Annotated in this window: 21 protein-coding genes; 14 read left to right on the forward strand and 7 right to left on the reverse strand. The window is 68.5% G+C overall.

The genetic code is table 11. The features are described 5' to 3' along the window. Nucleotides 1-29: 29 nt before the first annotated feature. The 11 genes from AC6JAM_RS13995 (at nt 30) to AC6JAM_RS14045 (ending at nt 12,708) form a co-directional block, all read left to right on the forward strand. Nucleotides 30-1,775 carry a nitrite/sulfite reductase gene (locus tag AC6JAM_RS13995; RefSeq protein ID WP_497935106.1) on the forward strand — a complete coding sequence of 582 codons (1,746 nt, stop codon included), beginning with the start codon at nt 30-32 and terminating at the stop codon, nt 1,773-1,775. Continuing rightward, entirely contained in the window at nt 1,775-2,503 is a 729-nt protein-coding gene (locus tag AC6JAM_RS14000) for a phosphoadenylyl-sulfate reductase (protein ID WP_018769003.1), read from the forward strand. The genes AC6JAM_RS13995 and AC6JAM_RS14000 overlap by 1 nt, the downstream gene beginning before the upstream one ends. Further along, on the forward strand, nt 2,500-3,444 hold the full coding sequence (gene cysD / locus AC6JAM_RS14005; protein ID WP_018769004.1) for a sulfate adenylyltransferase subunit CysD: 945 nt from the start codon (nt 2,500-2,502) through the stop codon (nt 3,442-3,444). The genes AC6JAM_RS14000 and cysD overlap by 4 nt, the downstream gene beginning before the upstream one ends. Then, on the forward strand, nt 3,444-4,850 hold the full coding sequence (locus AC6JAM_RS14010) for a sulfate adenylyltransferase subunit 1 (protein WP_497935110.1): 1,407 nt from the start codon (nt 3,444-3,446) through the stop codon (nt 4,848-4,850). The genes cysD and AC6JAM_RS14010 overlap by 1 nt, the downstream gene beginning before the upstream one ends. A 110-nt stretch (nt 4,851-4,960) precedes the next feature. Further along, the gene (locus tag AC6JAM_RS14015) at nt 4,961-6,127 is read left to right on the forward strand and encodes an RtcB family protein (protein WP_018769006.1); all 1,167 of its coding nucleotides are present in this window, start codon (nt 4,961-4,963) and stop codon (nt 6,125-6,127) included. Between the two features lie 130 nt (nt 6,128-6,257). After that, nucleotides 6,258-7,388, forward strand: a complete 1,131-nt coding sequence (locus tag AC6JAM_RS14020; protein WP_497935964.1) for an ABC transporter substrate-binding protein — start codon at nt 6,258-6,260, stop codon at nt 7,386-7,388. A 28-nt stretch (nt 7,389-7,416) separates the two neighbouring features. Continuing rightward, nucleotides 7,417-8,142, forward strand: coding sequence for an ABC transporter ATP-binding protein (locus tag AC6JAM_RS14025; protein ID WP_497935112.1), 726 nt, complete (start codon nt 7,417-7,419; stop codon nt 8,140-8,142). After that, nucleotides 8,132-9,088, forward strand: a complete 957-nt coding sequence (locus tag AC6JAM_RS14030) for an ABC transporter permease (protein ID WP_018769009.1) — start codon at nt 8,132-8,134, stop codon at nt 9,086-9,088. Before AC6JAM_RS14025 ends, AC6JAM_RS14030 begins: the two co-directional genes overlap by 11 nt. 263 nt (nt 9,089-9,351) lie before the next feature. Then, a complete protein-coding gene (locus AC6JAM_RS14035; protein WP_268001785.1) occupies nt 9,352-9,807 on the forward strand; it encodes an SRPBCC family protein in 456 nt (151 codons plus the stop codon). A 74-nt stretch (nt 9,808-9,881) separates the two neighbouring features. Continuing rightward, nucleotides 9,882-11,144 (forward strand): uroporphyrinogen-III C-methyltransferase, encoded by a 1,263-nt coding sequence (gene cobA / locus AC6JAM_RS14040; RefSeq protein WP_018769011.1) that lies wholly within the window; start codon nt 9,882-9,884, stop codon nt 11,142-11,144. 97 nt (nt 11,145-11,241) lie between these two features. Then, complete coding sequence (locus tag AC6JAM_RS14045) at nt 11,242-12,708, forward strand: FAD-dependent oxidoreductase (protein WP_134163943.1); 1,467 nt, start codon at nt 11,242-11,244, stop codon at nt 12,706-12,708. Nucleotides 12,709-12,780: 72 nt separating this feature from the next. On the opposite strand, the gene AC6JAM_RS14050 is transcribed toward AC6JAM_RS14045, so the two are convergent. The 3 genes from AC6JAM_RS14050 to AC6JAM_RS14060 are packed head-to-tail and all read right to left on the reverse strand — an operon-like array spanning nt 12,781 to nt 15,190. Further along, nucleotides 12,781-14,040, reverse strand: coding sequence for an SRPBCC family protein (locus tag AC6JAM_RS14050; RefSeq protein WP_018769013.1), 1,260 nt, complete (start codon nt 14,038-14,040; stop codon nt 12,781-12,783). A 28-nt stretch (nt 14,041-14,068) separates the two neighbouring features. Continuing rightward, complete coding sequence (locus tag AC6JAM_RS14055) at nt 14,069-14,896, reverse strand: DUF1206 domain-containing protein (protein ID WP_018769014.1); 828 nt, start codon at nt 14,894-14,896, stop codon at nt 14,069-14,071. Nucleotides 14,897-14,899: 3 nt separating this feature from the next. Beyond that, entirely contained in the window at nt 14,900-15,190 is a 291-nt protein-coding gene (locus AC6JAM_RS14060) for a hypothetical protein (protein ID WP_026265726.1), read from the reverse strand. A gap of 160 nt (nt 15,191-15,350) precedes the next feature. Here AC6JAM_RS14060 and AC6JAM_RS14065 point away from each other — a divergent pair, with 160 nt between their 5' ends. Beyond that, nucleotides 15,351-15,890: a hypothetical protein gene (locus AC6JAM_RS14065; protein ID WP_018769016.1), complete on the forward strand. Its 540-nt coding sequence runs from the start codon at nt 15,351-15,353 to the stop codon at nt 15,888-15,890. Between the two features lie 89 nt (nt 15,891-15,979). On the opposite strand, the gene AC6JAM_RS14070 is transcribed toward AC6JAM_RS14065, so the two are convergent. From AC6JAM_RS14070 to AC6JAM_RS14080, 3 genes are all read right to left on the reverse strand, one after another. Beyond that, on the reverse strand, nt 15,980-17,242 hold the full coding sequence (locus AC6JAM_RS14070) for an AI-2E family transporter (RefSeq protein WP_497935125.1): 1,263 nt from the start codon (nt 17,240-17,242) through the stop codon (nt 15,980-15,982). Nucleotides 17,243-17,389: 147 nt separating this feature from the next. Then, complete coding sequence (locus AC6JAM_RS14075) at nt 17,390-18,070, reverse strand: FadR/GntR family transcriptional regulator (protein ID WP_497935129.1); 681 nt, start codon at nt 18,068-18,070, stop codon at nt 17,390-17,392. Nucleotides 18,071-18,074: 4 nt separating this feature from the next. Then, entirely contained in the window at nt 18,075-19,376 is a 1,302-nt protein-coding gene (locus tag AC6JAM_RS14080; protein ID WP_018769019.1) for an MFS transporter, read from the reverse strand. 136 nt (nt 19,377-19,512) lie between these two features. Here AC6JAM_RS14080 and AC6JAM_RS14085 point away from each other — a divergent pair, with 136 nt between their 5' ends. Next, nucleotides 19,513-21,108 carry a CYTH and CHAD domain-containing protein gene (locus tag AC6JAM_RS14085; protein ID WP_497935133.1) on the forward strand — a complete coding sequence of 532 codons (1,596 nt, stop codon included), beginning with the start codon at nt 19,513-19,515 and terminating at the stop codon, nt 21,106-21,108. A gap of 43 nt (nt 21,109-21,151) precedes the next feature. Here the strand turns inward: AC6JAM_RS14085 and AC6JAM_RS14090 are convergent, their stop codons facing one another. Further along, a complete protein-coding gene (locus AC6JAM_RS14090) occupies nt 21,152-22,588 on the reverse strand; it encodes a PucR family transcriptional regulator (protein ID WP_018769021.1) in 1,437 nt (478 codons plus the stop codon). Nucleotides 22,589-22,756: 168 nt separating this feature from the next. Here AC6JAM_RS14090 and AC6JAM_RS14095 point away from each other — a divergent pair, with 168 nt between their 5' ends. Next, nucleotides 22,757-24,187 (forward strand): aminobutyraldehyde dehydrogenase, encoded by a 1,431-nt coding sequence (locus AC6JAM_RS14095; RefSeq protein ID WP_056393178.1) that lies wholly within the window; start codon nt 22,757-22,759, stop codon nt 24,185-24,187. Nucleotides 24,188-24,218 lie beyond the last annotated feature (31 nt).

A 24,218-nucleotide genomic window follows, 5' to 3' on the forward strand; every position in this document is an offset into this window, starting at 1 on the left:
GCAATTCGGGCGGGACCTACAGTCGATGCATGACTGATACAGCTCTAGCCGGAGCGTCCGCGGACTCCGCTGCCACCAAGCGCCCCGCCCGCCCGTCCCGTCCTGCTGCGAAGCCGCACGGGCAGTGGAAGGTGGACGGCAAGACGCCCCTGAATGCCAACGAAACCTGGAAACAGGAAGACGACGGCCTGAACGTGCGCGAGCGTATCGAGACCATCTACGCCAAAGAGGGCTTCGACGCGATCCCCGGCCAGGACCTGCACGGCCGGTTCCGCTGGTGGGGCCTGTACACCCAGCGCAAGCCCGGGATCGACGGCGGCAAGACCGCAACGCTTGAGCCGCACGAGCTCGAGGACAAGTACTTCATGCTGCGCGTGCGGATCGACGGCGGCGCCCTGACCACCGAGCAGCTGCGCGTCATCGGCCAGATCTCCGTGGACTTCGCCCGCGACTCCGCCGACCTCACCGACCGCCAGAACATCCAGCTGCACTGGATCCGCGTGGAGGACATCCCCGAGATCTGGAACCGCCTGGAAGGCGTGGGCCTGTCCACCACCGAGGCCTGCGGGGACGTTCCCCGCGTCATCCTGGGCTCGCCCGTGGCGGGCATCGCCAAGGACGAGATCATCGACCCCACCCCGCTCATCGAGGAGCTGGGGGAGCGGTTCATCGGCAACCCGCTGCTGTCCAACCTCCCGCGCAAGTACAAGACCGCCATCACCGGCCACCCCAGCCAGGACGTGGTGCACGAGATCAACGACTGCGCCCTGGTTGGCGTGAAGCACCCCGAATTCGGCGCCGGCTACGACCTGTGGGTGGGTGGCGCGCTGTCCACCAACCCGATGCTCGGCAAGCGCCTGGGCGCGTTCGTGAAGCCGGAGCAGGCCGCGGAAGTGTGGCTGGGCGTCACCAGCATCTTCCGTGACTACGGCTACCGCCGCATGCGCACCAAGGCCCGCCTGAAGTTCCTGCTGGCTGACTGGGGTCCGGAGAAGTTCCGCCAGATCCTCGAGGACGAATACCTGGGCTACAAGCTGGCCGACGGTCCCGCCGCGCCCAAGCCCACCGCACCGGGCGACCACATCGGCGTGCACGAGCAGAAGGACGGCAAGTTCTTCATCGGCGCCACCCCGCTGGCCGGCCGGCTGTCCGGGGCCCAGCTGGTTAAGCTCGCGGACACCCTTGAGGCCCGCGGCTCCCGGCGCCTGCGCACCACCCCGCACCAGAAGCTGGTGGTCCTGGACGTCGAGAAGGAACAGGTTGAGCCCCTGGTGGCTGAACTGGACGCCCTGGGCCTGTCCGCCCGCCCGTCCGTGTTCCGCCGCGGCACCATCGCCTGCACCGGCATCGAGTACTGCAAGCTGGCCATTGTGGAGACCAAGCACACCGCCGCCACGGCCGTGGCCGAGCTGGAGCGCCGCCTGGCCGACCTCGCAGGCTCGGGCCAGCTGCCGCAGGCACTTTCGCTGCACATCAACGGCTGCCCCAACTCCTGCGCCCGCATCCAGACGGCGGACATCGGCCTGAAGGGCATGATGCTGCCAACGCCCGACGGCGACCCCTCCCCGGGTTTCCAGGTCCACCTGGGCGGCGGCCTGGCTTCCAACGACCGCGAGGAAGCAGGGCTGGGACGCACCGTCCGCGGCCTGAAGGTGTACGTGGACGACCTGCCCGACTACGTGGAGCGGGTGGTCCGCCGGTTCGTGGCCGACCGTGCCGAAGGCCAGACCTTCGCCGAATGGGCCCACGCAGCAGACGAGGAGGCATTGCAGTAATGGCAAAACACCTGGCACCCGCACCCGCCAAGCGTCCCGTCGAGGAGCTCAAGGCGCTGGCTGAAGCCGGCGCGGCCGAACTCGGCTGGGACGCCCCTGCCCGCGATGTCATCGCCTGGGTGGAGCGCAACTTCGAACTGCCCGCCGTCGCCGTCGCCTGCTCCATGGCCGACGCCGTCCTGCCCGCCCTGGTGGCGGACCAGATGCCCGGCGTCGACGTCCTCTTCCTGGAAACCGGCTACCACTTCCCGGAAACCTACGCCACGCGTGACGAGGTGGCCGCGAACCTCCGCGTCAACGTGGTGGACGTGCTCCCCGAAAACACTGTGGAGCAGCAGGACCGGCTCCTGGGCAAGGACCTCTTTGCCCGCGACGCCGCCCAGTGCTGCGCCCTCCGCAAGGTGGCCCCGCTGCAGCGCACCCTGGCCGGCTACGAGCTCTGGTTCACCGGCGTCCGCCGCGACGAAGCCCCCACCCGGACCAACACGCCGCTGATCGGCTGGGACGAGAAGAACGGCCTGGTCAAGGTCAACCCCATGGCCGCCTGGACATTCGACCAGCTGGTCCAGTACTCCGACGACAACCTCCTGCCCGTCAACCCGCTGCTTTCCCAGGGCTACCCCTCCATTGGCTGCCAGCCCTGCACCCGCAAGGTGGCACCCGGCGAGGACCCCCGCGCCGGCCGCTGGGCAGGAACCGACAAGACAGAATGCGGACTACACGTATGAGCACTTCACTTACCGAGGAGACCCAGGTGACTGACGCCGCCGTATCCACGCGCCTGTCCAGCCTGGACACCCTGGAGTCCGAGGCCATCCACATCATCCGCGAGGTTGTTGCCGAGTTCGAGAAGCCTGCGCTGCTGTTCTCCGGCGGCAAGGACTCCGTGGTGATGCTGCACCTGGCCACCAAGGCGTTCTGGCCCGGCAAGGTGCCGTTCCCCGTGCTGCACGTGGACACCGGCCACAACTTCCCCGAGGTCATCGACTTCCGCGACCGCACTGTTGAGCGGCTGGGCCTGAAGCTGGTGGTGGGCTCCGTCCAGGAGTTCATCGACCGCGGCGAGCTGGCCGAGCGCGCCGACGGCACCCGGAACCCGCTGCAGACCGTCCCCCTGCTGGACGCCATCCAGCAGAACAAGTTCGACGCCGTGTTCGGCGGCGGCCGGCGCGACGAGGACAAGGCCCGCGCCAAGGAGCGCATCCTGAGCCTCCGCGACGAGTTCGGCCAGTGGGACCCGCGCAACCAGCGCCCCGAGTTGTGGAACCTCTACAACGGCCGCCACACCGTGGGCCAGCACGTCCGGGCCTTCCCCATCAGCAACTGGACCGAGCTGGACATCTGGCGCTACATCGAGCGCGAGAACATCGAGCTGCCGGGCCTCTACTACGCCCACGAGCGTGAGGTCTTCGCCCGCGACGGCATGTGGCGCGCGGTGGGCGAAGTGTCCCAGCCCCGCGACGGCGAGGAAGTCATCACCAAGACCGTCCGCTACCGCACAGTGGGGGACATGTCCTGCACCGGCGCTGTGGAATCCAACGCCTACACCGTGTCCGACGTCGTGGTGGAAGTCGCCGCCTCCACCCTGACCGAACGTGGCGCCACCCGCGCAGATGACCGCATCTCCGAGGCCGCCATGGAAGACCGCAAGAAGGACGGGTACTTCTAATGACCACCGAAGCAGTTCTCCCGGCAGACCTGGAAACGGCCCTGCCCACCACGCTCTTCCGCTTCGCCACGGCAGGATCGGTCGACGACGGCAAGTCCACTCTGGTGGGCCGCCTCCTTCACGATTCCAAGGCCATCCTGGCTGACCAGCTCGACGCCGTCGCCCGCACCTCGGCCGACCGCGGCTTCGGCGGCGACAAGGGCGGGATCGACCTGGCCCTGCTGACGGATGGCCTGCGCGCCGAGCGCGAACAGGGCATCACCATCGACGTGGCCTACCGCTACTTCGCCACCGACCAGCGCAGCTTCATCCTGGCCGACTGCCCCGGGCACGTGCAGTACACCAAGAACACGGTGACCGGCGCGTCCACTGCGGATGCCGTCGTCGTGCTCATTGACGCCCGCAAGGGTGTGCTGGAGCAGACCCGCCGGCACCTGTCCGTGCTGCAGCTGCTGCGCGTGGCGCACGTGATCGTGGCCGTGAACAAGATCGACCTGGTGGACTTCAGCGAGTCCGTGTTCCGCGGGATCGAAGCCGACGTGCAGCAGGTGGGCCGCGAACTGGGCCTGGGCTCCGACGGCATCAGCGACCTCCTGGTCATCCCGGTCTCCGCTCTCGACGGCGACAACGTGGTGGAGCGCTCCGAGCGCACCCCTTGGTACACCGGCCCCGCACTGCTTGAGGTCCTGGAGACCCTGCCCGCCGCCGATGAACTGGAAAGCCACCTGGAAAGCTTCCGCTTCCCGGTGCAGCTGGTCATCCGGCCGCAGGGCGCCCTGGCCCCCGACGCCGTCGCCGCCGGCCTGGATGTGGAGGCCTTCCGCGACTACCGCGCCTACGCCGGCCAGATCACCGAAGGCTCCGTGAAGGTGGGGGACCAGGTGTCCGTGCTGACACCGGGCCAGGCACCGCGGACCACCACCGTGGTGGGCATCGACTTTGCCGGGGCTTCCCTGCAGGAAGCCGCCGCCCCGCAGTCGGTGGCCATCCGGCTGGCGGACGAGTTCGACGTCGCACGCGGTGACACCATCGCGGCCGCCGGCACCGTCCGCGAGGCTTCCGCCGACCTGTACGCCGCCCTGTGCTGGCTGTCCCCGAAGCCGCTCCGCGAAGGCCAGAAGGTGCTGGTCAAGCACGGCACCCGGACGGTGCAGGCGATGGTCCGCAGCGTCTCCGGCAAGCTGGACCTGGCCACCTTCAAGCTTGAAGGCGCCTCCAGCCTGGAACTGAACGACATCGGGCACGCGCAGCTCCGGCTCGCCGCCCCGCTGCCGCTGGAGAACTACCTGCACCACCGCCGCACCGGCGCATTCCTGGTGATCGACCCGCTGGACGGCAACACGCTGGCCGCCGGCCTGGTCAAGGACCACCCGGGCGACCACGAGGACGAGCGCTACAGCATCTAGGTACTCCTTTCGAAACCGCGGCTTGTTCGCAGATCCGGACCGTGAAGGTTCTGACGCGCGAACAAGCCGCGGTTTTGCCGTCTCGTAAGGTTGTCAGAGGAGGCGAAAGCATGGAGACCATCAGCCCGAAGCTCCTCAACTGGGCGTCCATCCTGGATGACAAGACCCGCGAGCAGGCAGTGATGACCGCGGCCCTGCCGTTCATCTACCCGCACCTGGCGCTGATGCCGGATGCGCACCTGGGCATGGGCGCCACCGTGGGCTCCGTCATCCCCACGCTGCGCGCCATCATTCCGGCCGCGGTTGGCGTGGACATCGGCTGCGGCATGATCGCGGTCCGCACCCAGTACTCCGTGAAGGACCTGCCCAAGGACCGCAAGCGCCTCCGGGAGGACATCGAGCGGGTCATCCCCTTATCGGCAGGGCATAACAACAGGCAGGTCCTTCCCACGGCGCAGCCGCGGATCGCGGAGCTGAAGCAGCGGGCCGCGAAGGCCGGTTTCAACCCTGCCCAGTACGTTCCCAAGTGGGAGCTGCAGCTGGGGTCCCTGGGCTCGGGGAACCACTTCATCGAGGTGTCCGCAGATGAGGACGACGGCGTGTGGCTCTTCCTGCATTCGGGCTCGCGGGGCATCGGCAACAGGATCGCCCAGCACCACATCGGCGTCGCCCGGCTTATCAGCCGCAAGAACCAGATATACCTGCCGCACCCGGACCTCGCGTACCTGGACGAGGGAACCCCGCAGTTCGAGCGGTACATTGCCGAGCTGCGCTGGGCCCAGCACTTCGCCCTGCTGAACCGGGAGGAGATGATGGACCGCGTAAGAACCCAGTTCAGCCACTGGGTGGGCGGGCCGGTCCGCGAACGCGAGCGGATCAACTGCCACCACAACTTCACCGAGCAGGAAACGCACTACGGCAAGTCCGTGTGGGTGTCCCGCAAGGGCGCCATCAAAGCCGCCCCCGGAGATCCCGGACTTATCCCCGGGTCCATGGGAACGGCGTCGTATGTTGTGGTGGGCCGTGGCAACCCGGCGTCGCTGAACTCCTCACCGCACGGGGCGGGGCGTGAGTACTCCCGGAACGCTGCCCGGAAGGCCTTCACGCTGGAGGAGCTGAAGCGGGCCATGCGGGGCATCGAGTTCCGCGCCTCGGAGGCCTTCATTGACGAAATCCCGGCCGCGTACAAGCCGATCGACCAGGTCATGCAGGATGCCGCGGACCTGGTCACGGTGCGGCACAAGCTGCGGCAGCTGGTCAACGTCAAAGGCAACTGAATCTGCGAAACAGGGCAGGAGTGCGGCCAAATGTGACGCTAGATGAACGTGCGTGACCCCCCGTTTCCGCGTCGTTGAACGCGTTTGGGCCACTCCCTATGGTGAAACAATGACTAGTTCCAAGCCCGGGATGACCCGCATCGTGGCAGGCGAAAGCGCGGTTCCCACGCGCAGGCGCGCCGTCGAGGCTGCCTTGGCCATCGGGCTGGTCCTGCTGATCGCCGTCGGCGCCATCGTGGCCTCGAACATTTCCCGCAACAGCGAGGCGCAGGCCGCCGAGCCCACCCCGGCCGCGGAACTGAAGCTGGGCTACTTCGGCAACGTCACCCACGCCGCGGCCCTGGTGGGCATCAAAAAGGGGTTCCTCGCGCACGCCCTGGGCAGCACCAGGCTCAGCACCGAAACTTTCAACGCCGGCCCGGCAGCCATCGAGGCCCTGAATGCCGGTGCCATCGACGCCGCCTACATCGGCCCCAATCCGGCCATCAACTCGTTCGCCAAGAGCCAGGGCCAGTCCGTGCGGGTGATTGCGGGCGCCGCGGCGGGCGGTGCACAGCTGGTGGTCAGGCCTGGGATCAACTCCGCCGCCGACCTCAAGGGCAGGACGCTCGCGTCGCCGCAGCTCGGCGGCACGCAGGACGTGGCCCTCCGGGCCTGGCTTGCCACCCAGGGCTACAAGACCAACGTGGACGGCAGCGGCGATGTCGCCATCAACCCCACAGACAACGCCCAGACCCTCAAGCTGTTCCAGGACGGAAAGCTCGACGGCGCGTGGCTGCCTGAGCCGTGGGCCTCACGATTGGTGCTCCAGGCCGGCGCCCAGGTGCTGGTGGACGAAAAGGACCTGTGGGACGGAACCGGCACCGGCAAGCCGGGCGAGTTTCCCACCACCATCCTGATCGTGAACCAGAAGTTCGCCGCGGACCACCCGGACACGGTCAAGGCGCTGCTGAAGGGGAACGCGGAATCGGTAGCGTGGCTCAATTCGGCGCCGGCCGGCCAGAAGGCGGAGCTCATCAACTCCGCCCTGCAGGAAACCGCCGGGGCAGCACTGCCGGGAGATGTCCTTACCAGGTCGCTGGCCAACATCACCTTCACCCTGGACCCCCTGGCCGGCAGCTACTCCAAGCTCCTCCAGGACGGCGTGGAGGCCGGCACCACCAAGAAGGCCGACATCAACGGCCTCTTCGACCTCCGTGCCCTCAACCAGGTCACCGGCGGTACCGACAAGATTTCTGCGGCCGGACTCGGCCAGGGCTGACCCACCCCCACTACCTAAGGACGGCACCATGCCAGTCGTACTGGAACACCTGGGCAAGCGCTTCGGCGACGGCGCCCCGGTACTGGACGACGTCAACGCCAACATCAAGCAGGGCGAGTTCGTTGCCCTCCTCGGTGCCTCCGGCTGCGGCAAATCCACCCTCCTGAACATCATCGCGGGACTCGAAGCGCCGACGTCGGGCGCCCTGGAAGTACCTAGCGACGGCGCCGCCTTCATGTTCCAGGACGCCGCCCTCTTCCCGTGGCTCACCGCCCGGGAAAACATCGAGCTGGCCCTCAAGCTCCGCGGGGTGGGCAAGGCCGAGCGCAAGGCCAAGGCCCAGGAGCTCCTGGAACTGGTGCACCTGGGGACGGCGGGGGACAAGCGCCCGCACGAGCTCTCCGGCGGCATGCGGCAGCGCGTCTCGCTGGCACGTTCGCTGGCCCAGGACCGGCAGCTGCTGCTCATGGACGAGCCGTTCGCCGCGCTGGACGCAATCACCCGCGACCTGCTGCACGACGAGCTGGAACGCATCTGGAAGGAAACCGGGCGCACCATCGTCTTCGTCACCCACAACGTCCGCGAGGCCGTCCGGCTGGGCCAGCGCGTCCTGCTGCTGTCCTCGCGCCCCGGCCGCGTGGACCAGGAATGGGCCGTCACCGAGGAACACCGAACCGACGCCGGGCTCGCCGGCCAGCTGACCGGGGTCATCACCGCCCGGCTGCGGGAGGAGATTCGCCGCCATGCCAAGTAAGTCCCTGTCCGGCTCCGCGCCGGTGGTTGAGCCCGACGAAACCAAAACCCGCGAGCCAGTCCATGCCGCCCTGACCCGGACGTCCACCGGCAACGAGGACCTCCGGGAGCTGGAATCCGGCCTTGACTCGCTGCAGTCCGACGCCGACCGCAAACACCGGATCGACTGGAGCCGCATCCTCCTGCCCGTAGCCGCGCTGCTGGTGCTGGTGCTGGTCTGGCAGTTCTACGTGTCCCTGGGCGTCAAACGGCGCGACCTGGTTCCCGGGCCGCTGGACGTCCTTGGCCAGCTGGGCGTTCTCTGGGGCGACGGCAAGTTCCAGGAATCAGTCTGGACGTCGCTGCAGCGCGGCGTGGTGGGCTTCCTGATTTCGGTGGCCATCGCCACGCCGGTCGGCCTGCTGCTGGCCCAGGTGGCACCGCTGCGGCGCGCGTTTGGACCGCTCATTTCGGGACTGCAGGTCCTGCCCTCCGTGGCCTGGGTCCCCGCGGCCATTATCTGGTTCGGCCTTACCGACGCCACCGTGTACTTCGTGGTGTTCATGGGCGCCATCCCGTCCATCATCAACGGGCTCATCTCCGGCGTGGACCAGATCCCGCCGCAGTACCGCCGGGTGGGCACGGTGCTTGGCGCGTCCCGGCTGCAGATGGCCCTGCAGATTGTCCTCCCGGCCGCGCTGCCAGGCTACCTGGGCGGCCTCAAGCAGGGCTGGGCCTTCTCCTGGCGCTCCCTCATGGCCGCGGAGATCATCGCTGTGGGCGGCACCATCGGCTTCGGCCTGGGGTCGCTGCTGGACCAGGGCCGGACCCTGTCCGATATGGGCGTGGTCATGGCCGCCATCCTGCTGATCCTCGCAGTCGGCATCCTGATTGAGCTTCTGGTGTTCGGCCCCATCGAGAAGCGGCTCCTGCGCCGCCGCGGCCTCCTGGCCGGCAGCACCCGCTAAGTCAGCCCGCACCCAGGCACCCTGAGAGCCCGACGGCGAGTCCCGCCGTCGGGCTCTCTGCTGTCCTGTGCTCTTCTGTCCTGTGCCCTGACTGTTCTGCGCCCTGCTGTCCTGGGCCCTGACTGTCCTGTGCCCTGACCTGACGGAACCGGGGCACTTTGACACGGACACGCCGGGTTTCAGGGCCGGTTCGACGCCGGAACGCGCCAAAGTGCCCCGGGACCGCCGGCGCCCACCAGGACGGGCCGTGGCAGACTGGCCGGATGACCGCCAGCTTCGAGTGCCGCACCGCGTCCCCGCTCCCCGTGGAGCAACTCTTCGACCGGGCGCGCAGCATTGACATCCACTTGGAGTCGCAGCGGTCAGCGGGCGAGCGGGCGGTGGGAGGGGTGACAACCGGGCTTATCGGGGAAGGCCGGGAAGTAACGTGGCGAGCCAGGCACCTCGGCATACCGCTCACCATGACCAGCCGCATTACCGCCTTCGATTACCCGCGCAGTTTTACCGACGAACAGGTCAAGGGCCCCTTCAAGGCCTTCCGGCACGTCCACGAATTCGCGCCTACTGCCACGGGAAGCCTGATGGTTGACCGGGTGGAGTTCACCGCCCCGCTGGGGGTCCTGGGCCGCGCCGTCGAGCGCCTGTTCCTGGCCCGGTACCTGGAGCGCCTCATCGTCCGCAGGGGCAGGTTCCTCGCCGCCGCGGCTAAACGTTTGTGACGCAGCATTACCTTACGTGAACTGGTGTTGCTCGGCCTTTGTGGGCGAATGTGACGCGGACCTACCGTTGATTCATGGCAATTCAGGACATTTACCCCACGGCGCTGCGGCTGCTCGGCCGCCCGGTGCTGGTGGTGGGCGGCGGCCCCGTTGCCGCCCGCCGCGCCAAGGGGCTGCTCGACGCCGGGGCCGTGGTCACCGTCGTGGCTCCGGTTGCCTCGCCCGCGCTGCTGGAGATGGCCGGCGCCGGCCTGCTCACCTGGGAAGCGCGGCCCTACCTTTCCAGCGACGTCGACGGCGTGTGGTTCGTCCAGACCGCCACCGGCGATTCCGCCGTGGACGCCCAGGTGTCGGCCGACGCCGAGGCACAGCGCGTTTGGTGCGTCAACGCCTCCAACCATGAAGCTTCCGCCGCCTGGACTCCCGCCGTTGCGGAGGTCGACGACGTCAAGATCGCCATCAACGCCGGCGGCGACCCGCGGCGGGCCATGGCCGTGCGCGATGCCGTGGCCACCGCCCTCGAAACCGGCGACCTGCCGCTGCGCCGCCGCCGCGCACACCAGGGATCCGTCGCGCTGGTTGGCGGCGGTCCCGGCGATACGGGCCTCATCACGGTCCGCGGCCGCCGTCTCCTGGGCCAGGCCGACGTCGTGGTCGCCGACCGCCTGGGCCCCCGCGGACTGCTCAACGAACTCGCCCCGGACGTCCGGATCATCGAAGTCGGCAAGACCCCCGGCCACCACCCCGTTCCGCAGGCTGGGATCAACCGGATCCTCGTCGAGGAAGCCCTCAAGGGACACCGCGTTGTCCGGCTCAAGGGCGGGGACCCCTACGTGCTGGGCCGCGGCGGCGAGGAAGCCGAATACTGCCGCCAGCACGGCGTCGAGGTTGAAGTGGTCTCCGGCGTCACCTCGGCAATCTCCGTTCCCGCAGCAGCCGGCATTCCCGTCACCCACCGCGGCCTGGCCAAGGGCTTCAGCGTGGTCACCGGCCACGAGGAACTCTCCGAGGTACCCGCCCGTCCGGACCACACGATCGTCCTGCTCATGGGCGTCGGCCAGCTGCGCGAATCCGCGTCCGCGCTGGGCGAAGCCGGCCTGCCGCAGGACACTCCGGTTGGTATCGTGGAAAACGGCTATTTGCCGGACCAGCGCGTCACCATTGGCACGCTCGGTTCCATCGCCGACCAGGCCCAGGCGGCCGGCGTCGCAAATCCTGCCGTGATTGTCATCGGTGACGTGGTGCGCGTAAGCCCCTTCGCGCCGTCGCACTTCAAAACCGCTGACTACAGCACCACCACCCCGAACAGCCCCCGCAAGACCGTCCTCACCACCTAGCCCCACCCAACTGACTGGCAGTTGTTGTCGTTCTGAGCCGTCAAAACGACAACAAATGCGAGCCAGTTGGGCCGGAACGAAGAAAAGGAACACAGCCGTGTCATCCAGCACCACCGTAGGATCTGCTGCGCGTCCGCTGCGCGTCGCCGTCGTGGGCTCCGGCCCGGCCGGCGTCTACGCCGCCGACATCCTCACCAAGAGCGAAGCCGTCAAAAGCGGCGAGCTGACCGTCAGCATCGACCTCTTTGACCGCTACCCGGCACCCTACGGCCTGATCCGCTACGGCGTGGCCCCGGACCACCCCCGCATCAAGGGCATCGTGAACGCCCTGCACAAGGTGCTGGACCGCGGCGACATCCGCTTCTTCGGCAACGTGGACTACGGCACGGACCTCACCATCGAGGACCTCCGGACCCATTACGACGCCGTCATCTTCGCCACCGGCGCCATCAAGGACGCGGACCTGAACATCCCCGGCATCGAGCTGGAGGGCTCGTTCGGCGGCGCCGACTTCGTCTCCTGGTACGACGGCCACCCCGATGTCCCGCGCGAATGGCCGCTCGAGGCCAAGGAAATCGCGGTGATCGGCAACGGCAACGTGGCCCTGGACGTGGCCCGTGTTTTGTCCAAGCATGCCGACGACCTCCTCACCACCGAGATCCCGGACAACGTCTACGCCGGCCTGAAGGCTTCCCCGGTCACCGACGTGCACGTCTTCGGCCGCCGCGGCCCCGCCCAGGTCAAGTTCACCCCGCTGGAGCTGCGCGAGCTGTCCCACTCCAAGGACGTAGACATCATCCTGTACCCGGAGGACTTCGAGTTCGACGAGGAATCGGACCGCCAGATCCAGACCAACAACCAGACCAAGACAATGGTGGGCACGCTCACCAACTGGATTGCCGAGCAGCCCGAGGACGTCTCCGAGCTCAAGGCGTCCCGCCGCCTGCACCTGCACTTCCTGCACAGCCCGGTGGAGATCTATGACGACGCCGAGACCCCGGGCAAGGTGGCCGGCATCAAGTTTGAGCGCACCGAGCTGGACGGCACCGGCAACGCCCGCGGCACCGGCGAGTACGTGGACTACCCGGTCCAGGCCGTCTACCGAGCCATCGGCTACTTTGGTTCCGCCCTCCCGGACGTGGAGTTCGACCACAAGAAGGGCGTTGTGGTGAACGACGGCGGCCGCGTCCTGGACTCCGACGGCAACCACGTCCCGGGCATCTACGCCACCGGCTGGATCAAGCGCGGGCCGGTCGGCCTCATCGGCCACACCAAGGGCGACGCCCTGGAGACGGTGACCTACCTGCTGGAAGACCGCGAAAACCTTCCCGTCGCTTCGGCACCGGAGGAGGACGCCGTCACCGAACTCCTCGACGCACGCGGCGTGAAGTTCACCAGCTGGGAAGGCTGGCTGGCGCTGGACGCGCACGAACTCGCACTGGGTGCAGCTGCCACTGAGGCCGGGGGATCGCACGGCGTGGAGGTCAAGCGTGAGCGCATCAAGGTGGTGCCGCGCGAGGACATGGTGGACATCTCCCGCGACGGTGTGGCCGCGCAGGTCTAACGCACCGATTCAACGCACCATCAGACAGGAACCGCGGGGCCATTGGTCCCGCGGTTCCTGCTTTAATATGCCCTAACCCTGTTGCTTACCAGCGCCGCCAACGGCCATCAGCTCCAGGCGACGCAGGGTCTCGCGGTTCCGCGCCGAAATCAGCGGGTCCCGCAGGAATTTCGGCATCAGCTTGCCGGGGCCGCGGATGGCATCCTCGGCGATGGTCACCAGGCACTGGTCGCCCCGGTCCTCCAGCGTGATCTCCACCTTGGCCTCGCCCATCGGCCAGCCCCGCGCCACCAGTTCCAGCGAGCGGCCTGGCTCGACGGCCGCCACGCTGGTGCTGTCATCTATCACCAGCGGCCAGGCGCCCACGGAGTGGTGCAGCCGGGAACCCTGCCGGGGCCATTCGGCGTCCACGTCCCTGATCCGGGATGCGCCCACCACCCAGCCGGAATACAGCCAGCCGTCGGCGATGACCCGCCAGACGTCGGCCGCGGGGGAGGTGAACAGCCGCGAGACGGTGGACATGGAGTTCCTTCCGGTTCCGGTCATGCTTTGGTGGGGTGCTTCGGCGGACCCCGTCGGGTGTCCGGGGTCCTTCAAGTGTCCGACGGCGGGAGGTGCGGGCCGCCGTGCGGCCCGGTAGGACGGCTTCCGCAGGCGGCGGGTCCAGGCGTACGTCCGGGCGCCCGGCGGCTGGTTCTCAAGAGGGTCGAAACGCAGCGGGATGTCCGCGGGGTCCGCACCCGCGTTCAGCCGCAGTTCACCGCACGCCCGCCACGGCCCTCCGGGTCTGGCCCAGGACAGTCCCAGCACCCATTCGCCGGAGGCCGGCGACCCCGAAGGTAGGTTCAGCGTCCGCAGTCCCAACAGCACCGGGCCCGTCCGGCCGCGGTACGGCATCAGCGTGGTCAGGGTGGCTCCCGCAATGTCCAGCCGCGGCATCAGGAGGAACCTGCCCGGCAGTCCCCAGCCGGTGGAGGCAAACAGGACGTCCGCGGGGTTGGTACCGGAGGCAGCGGCAGGGGTCGAGGAACCGGCGGAAGCACTGGTCGGCGAAACCCGGAGCGCCAGGCCCAGGATGTCCGGCAGCGCCTGCGGCAGGCCCAGGGACCGTGAAAAGCGGGCCACCACCGGGTCGGTCCCCGGGGAATCGAGCCAGTCGATGCCGCTGGGCTGTGCGGGGTTGCCGGTCCTGGTGAGCTGTCCGGCCAGGCCCAGGCCCTGGGGGTGGATAGGCCGGTCCGGCCGCGCGAGTTTGAGGAGCCGGAAGAGGGCGGCAAAGGCCTGCCCGGCACTCCCGGTGACGGTGGAAAGAACGCGCGGCTGCTGGGTCATACTTCCTTCCTACCCATAAAGCGGCGGACTACATGCGCCCGAACCGGGCCCGGATCAGCGCGAAGATCCCGTAAGCGATGAAGCCGGCGCCAATGGCCACCAGGAGGGTGGGCCCGAACGGGTGGTGCTGCAGGGCCTTGAGGCTGCCGTCCAGGCCGGTGGATTCCTCGGGCCGGTGCTTGGCCGCGGCGATCACGAACAACAGGCCCGTGAGGTCCAGCGCTATCCCTTTGGCCACATGGCCGGTGACGCCCAGGCTGTCGATAAGCCTGCCGCGCCGGGTGCCGTCGAAGTGGAACAGCTCCTCCTTGAAGCCGCGACGGATTCCCTTGACGATGAAGTAGATGCCGATGCCCAGGATGGTCAGGCCCAGCGCCACCAGGACCCACGGCCCCAGGGGGTTGGCCATCAGGCTGGCACTGAAGTCCCGGGTGTTGTCTCCCGAGTCGCTGCGCTGGCCCAGGGCGAAGCCGGCGAACGTAAGGCCCACACTGCCGTATGCGATGGCCAGGAATCCCGAGGAGACCAGCTTGGCCAGCCGTTCCTTGCGGGCCAGGCTCCGTGCGCGCAACGTCGCTTCGCTGGCCTGCCACAGGGCAAGGCCCAGGCATGCCGCCACGCACCCCCACATGACCACGGGTCCCCACGGGTTGTCCGCGAGCTGGGCGATGGCGCCGGTGGGTTCGGCATCGCCCGGATGGCCGAGGGCGATGGCAACGGCGATGGCCCCAACGATGATGTGCAGCACCGCCATGACGGCAAATCCGGTGCGGGCCAGGACGTCCAGGGCCTTGTGGTTGGACGCCTCCTCGACAGCGTCTGCTGCCTGGCTGAGGGTGGAATCGCCGTCGGACATGGTTCAGCCGTTCATGGGCCCTTCGGCCCTCAGCTTCTCCGCGCCCGGTCCCTCCACGTGCACGGTGCAGCGGACCACCAGCTGGCCCGGGGCGTTGTCCAGTTCCACCAGGGAATCGTCCGCGCTGAGGACGGTGAACACCTCGGACCCGGTGACCGCCTCCACGCCCTTGGCTTTGGCGGTTTCCCGCGCATTCCTGAGCGCCTCGCGCTGCAGGCCGTCCACGTAGCCGCCGTCACTTTCACGGGCGGGGTCCCCGAAGGCCCAGCCGAACAATGTTCCTGTTTTTCCCATGGCGACGATATTACGCGGTTGCCCCCGCCCGGGACGGGGTTTCGTAATATTAGTAAGTGTGCTTACCATGGGCGCACCATACCTCGATGGAACAGGCAAGCGAAGTCCGCTGCACAGCGGCAAAACCCGGAACCAGTTCACAACGTTAGGAACGCACATCATGGCAGGAAACCTCATTGCCCGTTCAGTTCACGACCTGACCGCGGCAGCATGGTTTGGCGGATCACTCATGGGCGCCATCGGACTCAACGGCGCGGCGGCCCAGGCCAAGGACCCCGCCGAGCGCACCCGGCTTTCCAGTGCCGGCTGGATGAAGTGGGCGCCGTTCCAGACGGCGGCTTTCGCCTCCCACCTGGTGGCGGACCTCGCCATCGCCTGGGAGAACAAGGGCCGCATCGCCAAGCAGGAGGGCGTGGCCCGCGACACCGTCATCAAGACGGCGGTCACCGTGGTGGGCGCCGCGGTGACCCTGTACTCGGGCATCCTGGGCAAGAAGGTGGAAAAGCTTGCCGGTGAAGGCGCCGAAGGCGCAACGGAGCCGCACGGCGCGGCCTCGGACGAATTGAAGACGGCCCAGCAGCAGCTCAAGCTCCTGCAGTGGGCCATCCCCGGCTTCGCAGCCCTGGTGATCATCCTCGGCGCCAAGCACGGCGAGATGCAGCGGCCCAAGAACGTCTTTGCAGGCCTCCGCGGCGAGTAGGGCGGACACGCAGTAAGAAGCTGACGACGGCGGCCCGGCACGTAAGTGCCGGGCCGCCGCCGTGTCCGGGGTGCTTGGGGCGGAGTCCGCTAGACCGGTTGCGTATTGGCCGGGGGCAGGTCCGGGTTCATGTCCTTCAGGTCCGGGTCCTCGGCTGTCCACACTTGGATGATGGCCCAGGCCACCGCCGCCAGCGGCACGGACAGGACCGCGCCCACGATCCCTGCCAGGATGGTGCCGGCAGTCAATGCCATGAGGATCACCAGGGCATGGAGCTGAAGTGACTTGCCCATGACGACCGGCTGCAGGAGGTCGCCCTCCAGCTGGTTGACCGCGACGACGACGGCCACCACAATGAGGGCCACCACCGGCCCGTTGGCAACAAGCGCCACGAGGGCGGCCAGGATGCCTGCGACCGTTGCCCCCACCAGCGGGATGAAGGCGGTAATGAAGACGATGATGGCCAGCGGAATGGCCAGCGGTACCTGCATGATCAGCAGCGCCGCACCGATGGCCACGGTATCCACCAGGGCCACGATCGCGGTGCCGCGGACGTAGCCGCCCAAGACCTCGAGCGTGCGGCGTCCGGACCGGCGCAGCTTGGCTTCACGCTGGCCGGAGAAGGGGCGGAGAAAGAAGTCCCAGATCTTGGCGCCGTCCTTGAGGAAGAAGAACAGGATGACCACCATGAGGCTGGCCCCGGCAATAAATTCGGTCACCACGGACAGCCCGGTGACCGCGCCGGAGCGGACCTGGCTGCTGGTGGCAAACTGCACCACCGCCTCCCGTGCCTGGTTGAGCTGTTCCTGCTCGATGGGGATGGGCCGCGTCAGCAGGAACTGCTCCAGCTCGTCGAGGCCGGAGGAGGCCTGCGCCGCCAGTTCGCCCCACTGGTTCCGGACGGAGAAATAGATGACGGTGGACACGCCGGCCAGGATCACCAGCAGCGCCACGAACGCCATGCCGGTGGCCAGGCCGCCCGGTATCCCGCGGCGGCGGAGCATGTTCACGAACGGGCCGATCGCTGCTGCCAGGATCAGGGCGATCAGGGCGGGGATCACCAGGAGCTTGATCTGCATCAGCGCGAAGACGGAGACGGCGACCACCAGCACAACCAGCAGAACCTGGGCTGCGCGGGTGCCTGCCCTGCCCAGGCCGTCAGACCAGAGCGCGCCCGGCGGCCTGGAGCCCGATGCTTTCCCGATGGTGCCTGCGCGCTGACCCTGGCGGGCTGCACCGCCCGGCCGCCCGGCATCGGCATGTGCCCCATCGGCAGCCGCTGCACCGTCCTGCGCCTGCCGGAGGGGCTCGTTGCCCAGCTTTTGATCACTAAGGCGTGTTGATCGCGCCATGGGTACTCCTCATCGTCCGGAGGGTGCCCTGCGCCACGGGATGCGGCGCAAGGCAGAACAACCTTCGTCAGATGGTAAGCCTACTGATGGTTTGGGGGGTGCGGAAACCCCGGAGCGGGCCCTTCCCCGCAGGGTGTGCCGCCGGGACTACTCGGCCAGCCACTCCGCGCAGGAGTTCAGGTTCCGGTTCACCGTGGCGACGGCAGCGTCCTCATCGCGCCGCTCGATCGCAGCGAGCAGCGTCTCGTGGCCGTCCCGCGGAAGCCCGTTGAAGCCGGGCCGGCCCTGCTGCTTGAGGAGATCCTGGTGGAACGCGGTTCCGAAGCTGGCGTAGAGCTCGTGCAGCAGCGGGTTCCCGGACGCCCGGGCGATGCCTTCGTGGAAGTGCCAGTCGGCGTCCGCCCAGGCGTCGACGTCCCCGTTGTTCCAGGCCTGGTCCCGGCTGGCGAGCAGGGCACGCAGGGCCGTGACGTCGTCGTCCGTGGCATTGCGGGCGGCCAGCCGGGCCGCCTGGGTGTCCAGGCCCAGCCGCACCTCAAGGATGTGCTGCTCGGTGTGGTCCTGGTACATCCGCTGCGCGGCGCCGGACATCTCGCTTGTGGCGCGCACATAAGTGCCGTCCCCGCGCCGGACCTCCAGCATGCCGCCGTGGGCAAGGGCCTTCACCGCTTCACGGAGGGTCCCGCGGGAGACGCCGAGCCGGGCCATGAGTTCCGGTTCGGGCGGGATGCGCTGGTTCAGGGCCCACTCGCCGGAGTGGACCATCCCGCGCAGCTTGGCCGTGACTTCGGCGGCGAGCGGCGGCCGGACTGACGGGCTCAGGGACATGGCGTTACTTCCTTCCGTCCGCAGCCCGGACCGGAGCTGCCCCTGCGGGCTTTCCGGTCATGGCGCGGCCGGTAATCAGGTGGGATACCACAATCTGTACCAAGGCCAGTGCCAGCAGCAGCACCAGCGGCAGGATCCAGCCGCCCGTGGCGCTGTGCAGCAGGCCCATGCCGAACGGGCCCACCGTGGCCAGCAGGTAGCCCGACGACTGGGCCAGCGTGGACAGTGCAGTGGTTTCGGCGGTGCTGGTGCCGCTGCGGCTGATCATGACCATCACCAGCGGGAAGATGCCCAGGCCAAAGCCCAGCAGGACGGCGGGCACGGCCGCCAGCCCCACGGGAAGGACCAGGAGCGCCAGGATTCCCACGGCCATGGTGATGCTCACCAGGTAGAACGCCGGGCGCAACATCCGCGGGCGGGAACCGATGGCGATCAGCACCATGCCCGCCGGAACGGAGACCAGCTGCATGAGCCCGAACATCAGTCCGCTGTCCGAGGCACTCAGGCCCATGGTGGTGAGCATGTACGGAAACCAGCTGAGCAGGGCGTATGCGAGCAGGGCCTGAAGGGCAAAGATCGCGGTGAGGAGTTGACCTTTGCGGGTCCGCAACAGCGGCCAGGGGGACACGCGCAGGCCCGTGGCCGGGGCGGCGTTGCGGTGCGCGTGCAGTGCCACGGGCAGGAACCCCAGGAAGGCGGCCACGGCAGCGATGCCCACGGCGCCCACCGCGGCGGACGGGGATCCGAGGGCTTGGGCCAGGGGTACGACCAGGACGGAGGTCAGGGTGCCACCGGTGGTCATGGTCACGGTGTAGACGGCGGTCATGAGCGAGGTGCGGGAGGCGAAGTGCTCGCGGATGAAGGACGGCATGGCCACGTTGCAGATGGCCAGTCCGGACATGCCCACCACGCTGCCGGCCACGAGCATGCCGGTGGCGGGGATGCCGCGCAGCAACAGGCCGCCGGCCAGCAGGGCCAGCGACAGCAGGATGGCTTTCTCCACACCCACCTTGCCGCTGAGCCAGGACGTCGCGGCGCCGGCCACCGCGAAGCAGAGTGTGGGAATCGACGGAATGATGGCCGCCACCAACGCCCCGTAGCCCAGTACCGACTGGAGGTCGTGCAGCAGGGCTGACGCCCCGGTGATGCCCGCGCGGAGGTTCAGCCCGATCAGCACCAACGCAATGACACCGAACACGACGGCGGAGCGTGGCTTGGCAGGCGCCATGCCGGGTGCCGGCGCGGCGGGGGCTGCGGTGGGCGCCTGGATGCTTGCGGGCGGGGAAGCGGGGGGAGTGGCGGACATACCCTCCACACTAAAGGTTAGACGTTTGATGTTTGCGCTTTTGTGGCCAACCTCTCCCGGTCCGGCGCCGCTGCAATAGACTGCCAACGGACTGTCGGAGGGCCTGGCGCGGACCAGGTGGCGCGGAAGGACGGCTGTGGAGGCTTCCCGGGGACTCGAGATCGAGAAAAAATACGACGTCGACACTGGCGCCGCAGTGCCCGCATTGGAGCAGGCGGCAGGGGTGGCCCGCACGGGCAAGCCGCATACCGATCTCCTTGAAGCGGTCTACTTCGACACGCCAAAGCATTCCCTCGCCGCCCGGCGCATCACCCTCCGCCGGCGCACGGGCGGGAAGGACGCCGGGTGGCACCTGAAGCTGCCACCCCAGGCCGCCGCCGCAGCCGGGGAAGGCCCGCAGCAACGCACGGAACTGCACGCACCCCTGGGCCGCCCGGACGTGGTCCCGGACGCCCTGCTCACCCACCTGCATGCCTACCTCAGGGGTGCCGTCCCGGTGCCGGTGGTCCGACTGCACACGCGGCGCACCACCTACCCCCTGTACGGTGACGACGGCGTGCACCTCGCCGACCTCGCCGACGACCAGGTCACCGCCGAACGGCTGCAGGATGGGGCCGCAGCCACCCGGCAGCAGTGGCGCGAGTGGGAACTGGAACTGGTCCACGGCGACCCAGGCCTCTTTGGCCCGGTGGAGGAACTGCTTGCCGCTGCCGGCGCCCGCCCCGCAGGCCACGCCTCCAAGCTGGCCCGCGCACTGGGGCCGGGCAAGGCGGCCGGAACGCGGTCCCCCGGCGGCGGGGACGCCGCCGGCCCCGCCGGCGACGAAGGCAGCCCGGCGCTGCTGGCCGGAAAGCGCGCCCCCGCAGCCGCCGTCGTCACCGTGTACGTGGGGGCGCAGATTGAGCAGATCCTTGCCACCGACGCCGCTGTCCGGGGCGAGGAGCCGGAGGCGGTCCATGCCATGCGCTCGGCAACGCGCCGGATCCGCTCGGTCCTGGGCGCCTACGGGAGGCTGTACCGGGCGTCGCCGGTGCGCAAGCTGCGGAGCGAGCTGAAGTGGCTGGGCCAGTTGCTGGGCCGGCCGCGCGACGCTGAAGTCCTGCGGGAGCAGCTCCGCGGAGAGCTGGCCGGGCTGCCGCCCGGGGACGGTGTTGCGGGAGCAACGGCAGGGCTGGAACAGCGCACGGTCGCCGATTACGACGACGCGTACCGGCTCCTGCGCGAAGCCCTGGGAACGGAGCGCTACTTCCGGCTCCTGGACAAGCTCGAGGACTTCCGGGACAACCCACCGGTGCGGGCCGAAGCGGTTACGCCCGGCCGGCGGGCGGCGGCAAAGGCGGTGGACAAGGCCGCCAAACGGCTGCGCCGCTCACGCAAGGCTGCCAAGGGGGCACGGCGCGGCAGGGAACAGGAACTTGCCCTCCACCGTGTCCGCAAGGACGCCAAGCGGCTGCGCCACGTGGCCGAATCAGCCGCGCTGGTGCATGGCAAGCGTGCGGGCAAGGTGGCAAAGGCCGCCCGCCGGCAGCAAAAGATCCTGGGCAGGTTCCAAGACGCCGCAGTGGCCCGCGACCTGCTTGCCGGTGTCGCCGCCGACAACACCGACGCGGCCGCCGCAGGCATCTATGCCCACCTGCTCAGCCGGCAGGAAGAACGGATGTTGGCAGCCCGGGCCGGCTTCCGGAAGGCCTGGAAGAAATCCCGCGACCTGTTGGGGCACGGCGTCATCTGACCCGGCAGCAGGGCGCTGCCGGCCCCTTTTTCCGCCTCCCTGCCTACCGGCCCTGGCGGGCCGACAACCGGGCCACGGCCAGGGCGAGCCACAGCTGCACGCGGTCGGCGGTGACGGCGGGGTCGTACCCCGTCAGTTCGGTGATCTGGGCCAGCCGGTAACGGACGGTGTTGCGGTGCAGCGTGAGCTCCTCCGCCACCGCGGCCACCGAGCCGTTGTTGTTCAGGTAGCTCTCCAGCGTGGCCATCAGCTCAGAGCCGTGTGCGGCATCGAAGGACCGCAGGGGGTTCAGTGATTCGTGGGCCATATCCGCCAGCGGCACATCCTCGCTGGCCAGCAGCAGCGACGTCAGGCTGAGCCGCTCGGGTTCGTTGACGGGCAGGCCGTGGCTGGCGGCGTCCCGGGCCTCGAAGTAGCTCCAGCGCAGGCCGTTCGGCTTGGTGTACGCCCCGCCGATGCCGATCGTGGCGTGGATCCCGGCTTCGGCGAGGTGGTCGCTGAGCTTCCGTGCCAGCGCCGGCGCCGTCCCGCCGTCGTCATTGACCACCAGTACCAGGTCCTTGCCCACGACGGCGGCAACGGCCTTTTCCAGTTCCAGCGGCACCGAGGTGCTCCCCAGGGCCTTGCCGTGGGCGGCCGATACAGCGAGCAGCACCACGTTCTTGCGGGTGCTGTTCACGCCCACGCCGGCCAGGCGGCGCTGCGCCTCGCTGGTCTCCAGCGCGCCGTGGATCACGTCCTCCAGCACCTGGCCGCAGAGGGCACGCTGGGCCTGCCGCTGCTTGACCATGTTGTTCAGCTCCACGCTGATCAGGTTCTGCGCGTAGCCAATGATCCCTGTGTCCTCGAACGGCTGGCGCACCCACAGCGTGCACGCATCGCGCCGCCCGGTAGGGACGGGATAGCTGGACCAGGTCTCCGCCGACGGGCTGGCGGTGCTGCTGTTGTACAGCTGCGCCGTGAACTGCGTGAGCGCGATGTCGGTACGCAGCATGCCCCCCAGGTTCTTCAACAGCTCGGAAAGTCCGCCGCCGGTCAGCAGCGCCCGCGCCAGCACCTGGTGCCCTGCGATCAGCCGTTCCAGCTTGGCGTAGTGGTCCGCCGACTGGGCGTCCGCCACCAGCTTGGTGATGGCGATGAAGGGGGTCTCGTACGGCACCTCCACTACGGGCAGGCCCCAGCGGTTGGCCTCCGCCAGGAGGGCCGGCGGCACCGCCTCATGCGAAAGGCCCACGCCGAAACCGATGCCCACCGCGCCGGCGCGCTGCACCTGGCGGACAAAACGGCGCTGCTCAGGGGCGGAACGCAGCCGCAGGCCGGTAGTGAGGACCAGCTCGCCGCCGTTGAGGAACCGCTGGGGATCCTCCAGCTCCGTGACGGCAACCCAGTTGATGTCCTGGTTCCAGGTAGTCTCCGCCACGCCCGCCTTGGACAGCTTCAGGGAGGACACGCCCACCAGGGCAGCAAGGGAAATGGCCATGAAGCAAGGATAAACGTGAGCTGGGCAACCGCACTAAACCTCTTTGGCAAGGGTGTGCAGGTGGCTATTCACCCCGCTTGGGCGCTGGCATAGGCTCAAGGCAGTTCCATCCATCCGTCGTGGTCTCCGCCCGGCCGCCGATGGCCCTTACGAAAGAGGTTGCACACCGTGGTCCAAACCTTGCAGAACTTCATCAACGGGAAGTTCGTCACCCCCGCCGGCACCACCCTGCTGGACGTGGTCAACCCCACCAACGGCGACGTGGTGGCGCAGGCCCCCGTTTCCGTGCAGGCGGACGTCGATGCCGCCATGGCGGCTGCCAAGGACGCCTTCAGGACCTGGAAGCATGTCACCCCGGGCCAGCGCCAGCTGATGCTGCTCAAGCTCGCCGACGCCATCGAGGCCAACAGCGACGAGCTCGTCGAAGCCCAGCACCGCAACACCGGCCAGGTCCGCTCCCTGATCGCCTCCGAGGAAGTGGCTGCCGGCGCCGACCAGCTCCGCTTCTTCGCCGGCGCCGCCCGCATCATGGAAGGCAAGTCCGCGGGCGAGTACTTCGAGGGCCACACCTCCTACGTCCGCCGCGAACCCATCGGCGTAGTGGCCCAGGTGGCGCCCTGGAACTACCCGTTCCTGATGGCCATCTGGAAGATCGGCCCCGCGCTCGCGGCCGGCAACACCGTGGTCCTGAAACCGTCGGACACCACCCCCGAATCAACCCTGGTCCTGGCACGCCTGGCCGGCGGCATCTTCCCGGCCGGCGTGCTGAACGTGGTGCTCGGCACCGGCGAAACGGGCGCCATGATGGTGGAGCACAAGGTCCCCGGCCTGGTGTCCATCACCGGTTCCGTGCGCGCCGGCATCGCCGTTGCCTCCGGTGCCGCAAAGGGCCTGAAGCGTGCACACCTGGAGCTCGGCGGCAAGGCGCCGGCCATCGTGTTCAAGGACGCCGACATCAAGAAGAGCGCCGCGGCCATCGCCGAGTTCGCCTTCTTCAACGCCGGCCAGGACTGCACCGCCATCACCCGCGTGCTGGTGGAGGAGTCCGTGCACGACGACGTCGTGGCCGCCATGGTGGAGCACACCAGGACCCTGCACACCGGCTCGCAGAACGACGAAGACAACTACTTCGGCCCCCTGAACAACGTGAACCACTTCAACGCCGTCACGTCGGTGGTGGAGAACCTGCCGGCCAACTGCCGGATCGAAACCGGCGGCCACCGAGCGGGGGAGAAGGGCTACTTCTTCGAACCCACCATCATCACCGGAGCAAAGCAGACCGACGACGTGGTGCAGAAGGAAACCTTCGGCCCGGTCATCACGGTGCAGAAGTTCAGCACCGAAGAAGAGGCAGTGGCCATGGCCAATGACGTGGACTACGCCCTGGCCTCCAGTGTCTGGACCACCAACCACGGCACCGCCATGCGGCTGAGCCGCGACCTGGACTTCGGCGCCGTCTGGATCAACACCCACATCCTGCTCACCGCCGAAATGCCGCACGGCGGCTTCAAGCAGTCCGGCTACGGCAAGGACCTCTCCATGTACGGCGTGGAGGACTACACGCGCATCAAGCACGTGATGTCCGCCCTCGACGCGTAAAACCACCCACCGCCAGGCTTCAAAGAAAGGC

The organism is Arthrobacter sp. GmRoot5-12 (genome assembly GCF_059739365.1).

What these genes read in the sequence shown, in the direction of transcription:
- AC6JAM_RS14070 (WP_497935125.1), bottom strand. Translation starts at nt 17,242, where the DNA reads ATGGCGCGATCAACACGCCTTAGTGATCAAAAGCTGGGCAACGAGCCC.
- AC6JAM_RS14075 (WP_497935129.1), bottom strand. Translation starts at nt 18,070, where the DNA reads ATGTCCCTGAGCCCGTCAGTCCGGCCGCCGCTCGCCGCCGAAGTCACG.
- cysD (WP_018769004.1), top strand. Translation starts at nt 2,500, where the DNA reads ATGAGCACTTCACTTACCGAGGAGACCCAGGTGACTGACGCCGCCGTA.
- AC6JAM_RS14000 (WP_018769003.1), top strand. Translation starts at nt 1,775, where the DNA reads ATGGCAAAACACCTGGCACCCGCACCCGCCAAGCGTCCCGTCGAGGAG.
- AC6JAM_RS14080 (WP_018769019.1), bottom strand. Translation starts at nt 19,376, where the DNA reads ATGTCCGCCACTCCCCCCGCTTCCCCGCCCGCAAGCATCCAGGCGCCC.
- AC6JAM_RS14015 (WP_018769006.1), top strand. Translation starts at nt 4,961, where the DNA reads ATGGAGACCATCAGCCCGAAGCTCCTCAACTGGGCGTCCATCCTGGAT.
- AC6JAM_RS14050 (WP_018769013.1), bottom strand. Translation starts at nt 14,040, where the DNA reads ATGACCCAGCAGCCGCGCGTTCTTTCCACCGTCACCGGGAGTGCCGGG.
- cobA (WP_018769011.1), top strand. Translation starts at nt 9,882, where the DNA reads ATGGCAATTCAGGACATTTACCCCACGGCGCTGCGGCTGCTCGGCCGC.
- AC6JAM_RS14010 (WP_497935110.1), top strand. Translation starts at nt 3,444, where the DNA reads ATGACCACCGAAGCAGTTCTCCCGGCAGACCTGGAAACGGCCCTGCCC.
- AC6JAM_RS14025 (WP_497935112.1), top strand. Translation starts at nt 7,417, where the DNA reads ATGCCAGTCGTACTGGAACACCTGGGCAAGCGCTTCGGCGACGGCGCC.
- AC6JAM_RS14055 (WP_018769014.1), bottom strand. Translation starts at nt 14,896, where the DNA reads ATGTCCGACGGCGATTCCACCCTCAGCCAGGCAGCAGACGCTGTCGAG.
- AC6JAM_RS14060 (WP_026265726.1), bottom strand. Translation starts at nt 15,190, where the DNA reads ATGGGAAAAACAGGAACATTGTTCGGCTGGGCCTTCGGGGACCCCGCC.
- AC6JAM_RS13995 (WP_497935106.1), top strand. Translation starts at nt 30, where the DNA reads ATGACTGATACAGCTCTAGCCGGAGCGTCCGCGGACTCCGCTGCCACC.
- AC6JAM_RS14035 (WP_268001785.1), top strand. Translation starts at nt 9,352, where the DNA reads ATGACCGCCAGCTTCGAGTGCCGCACCGCGTCCCCGCTCCCCGTGGAG.
- AC6JAM_RS14030 (WP_018769009.1), top strand. Translation starts at nt 8,132, where the DNA reads ATGCCAAGTAAGTCCCTGTCCGGCTCCGCGCCGGTGGTTGAGCCCGAC.
- AC6JAM_RS14020 (WP_497935964.1), top strand. Translation starts at nt 6,258, where the DNA reads ATGACCCGCATCGTGGCAGGCGAAAGCGCGGTTCCCACGCGCAGGCGC.
- AC6JAM_RS14065 (WP_018769016.1), top strand. Translation starts at nt 15,351, where the DNA reads ATGGCAGGAAACCTCATTGCCCGTTCAGTTCACGACCTGACCGCGGCA.
- AC6JAM_RS14090 (WP_018769021.1), bottom strand. Translation starts at nt 22,588, where the DNA reads ATGGCCATTTCCCTTGCTGCCCTGGTGGGCGTGTCCTCCCTGAAGCTG.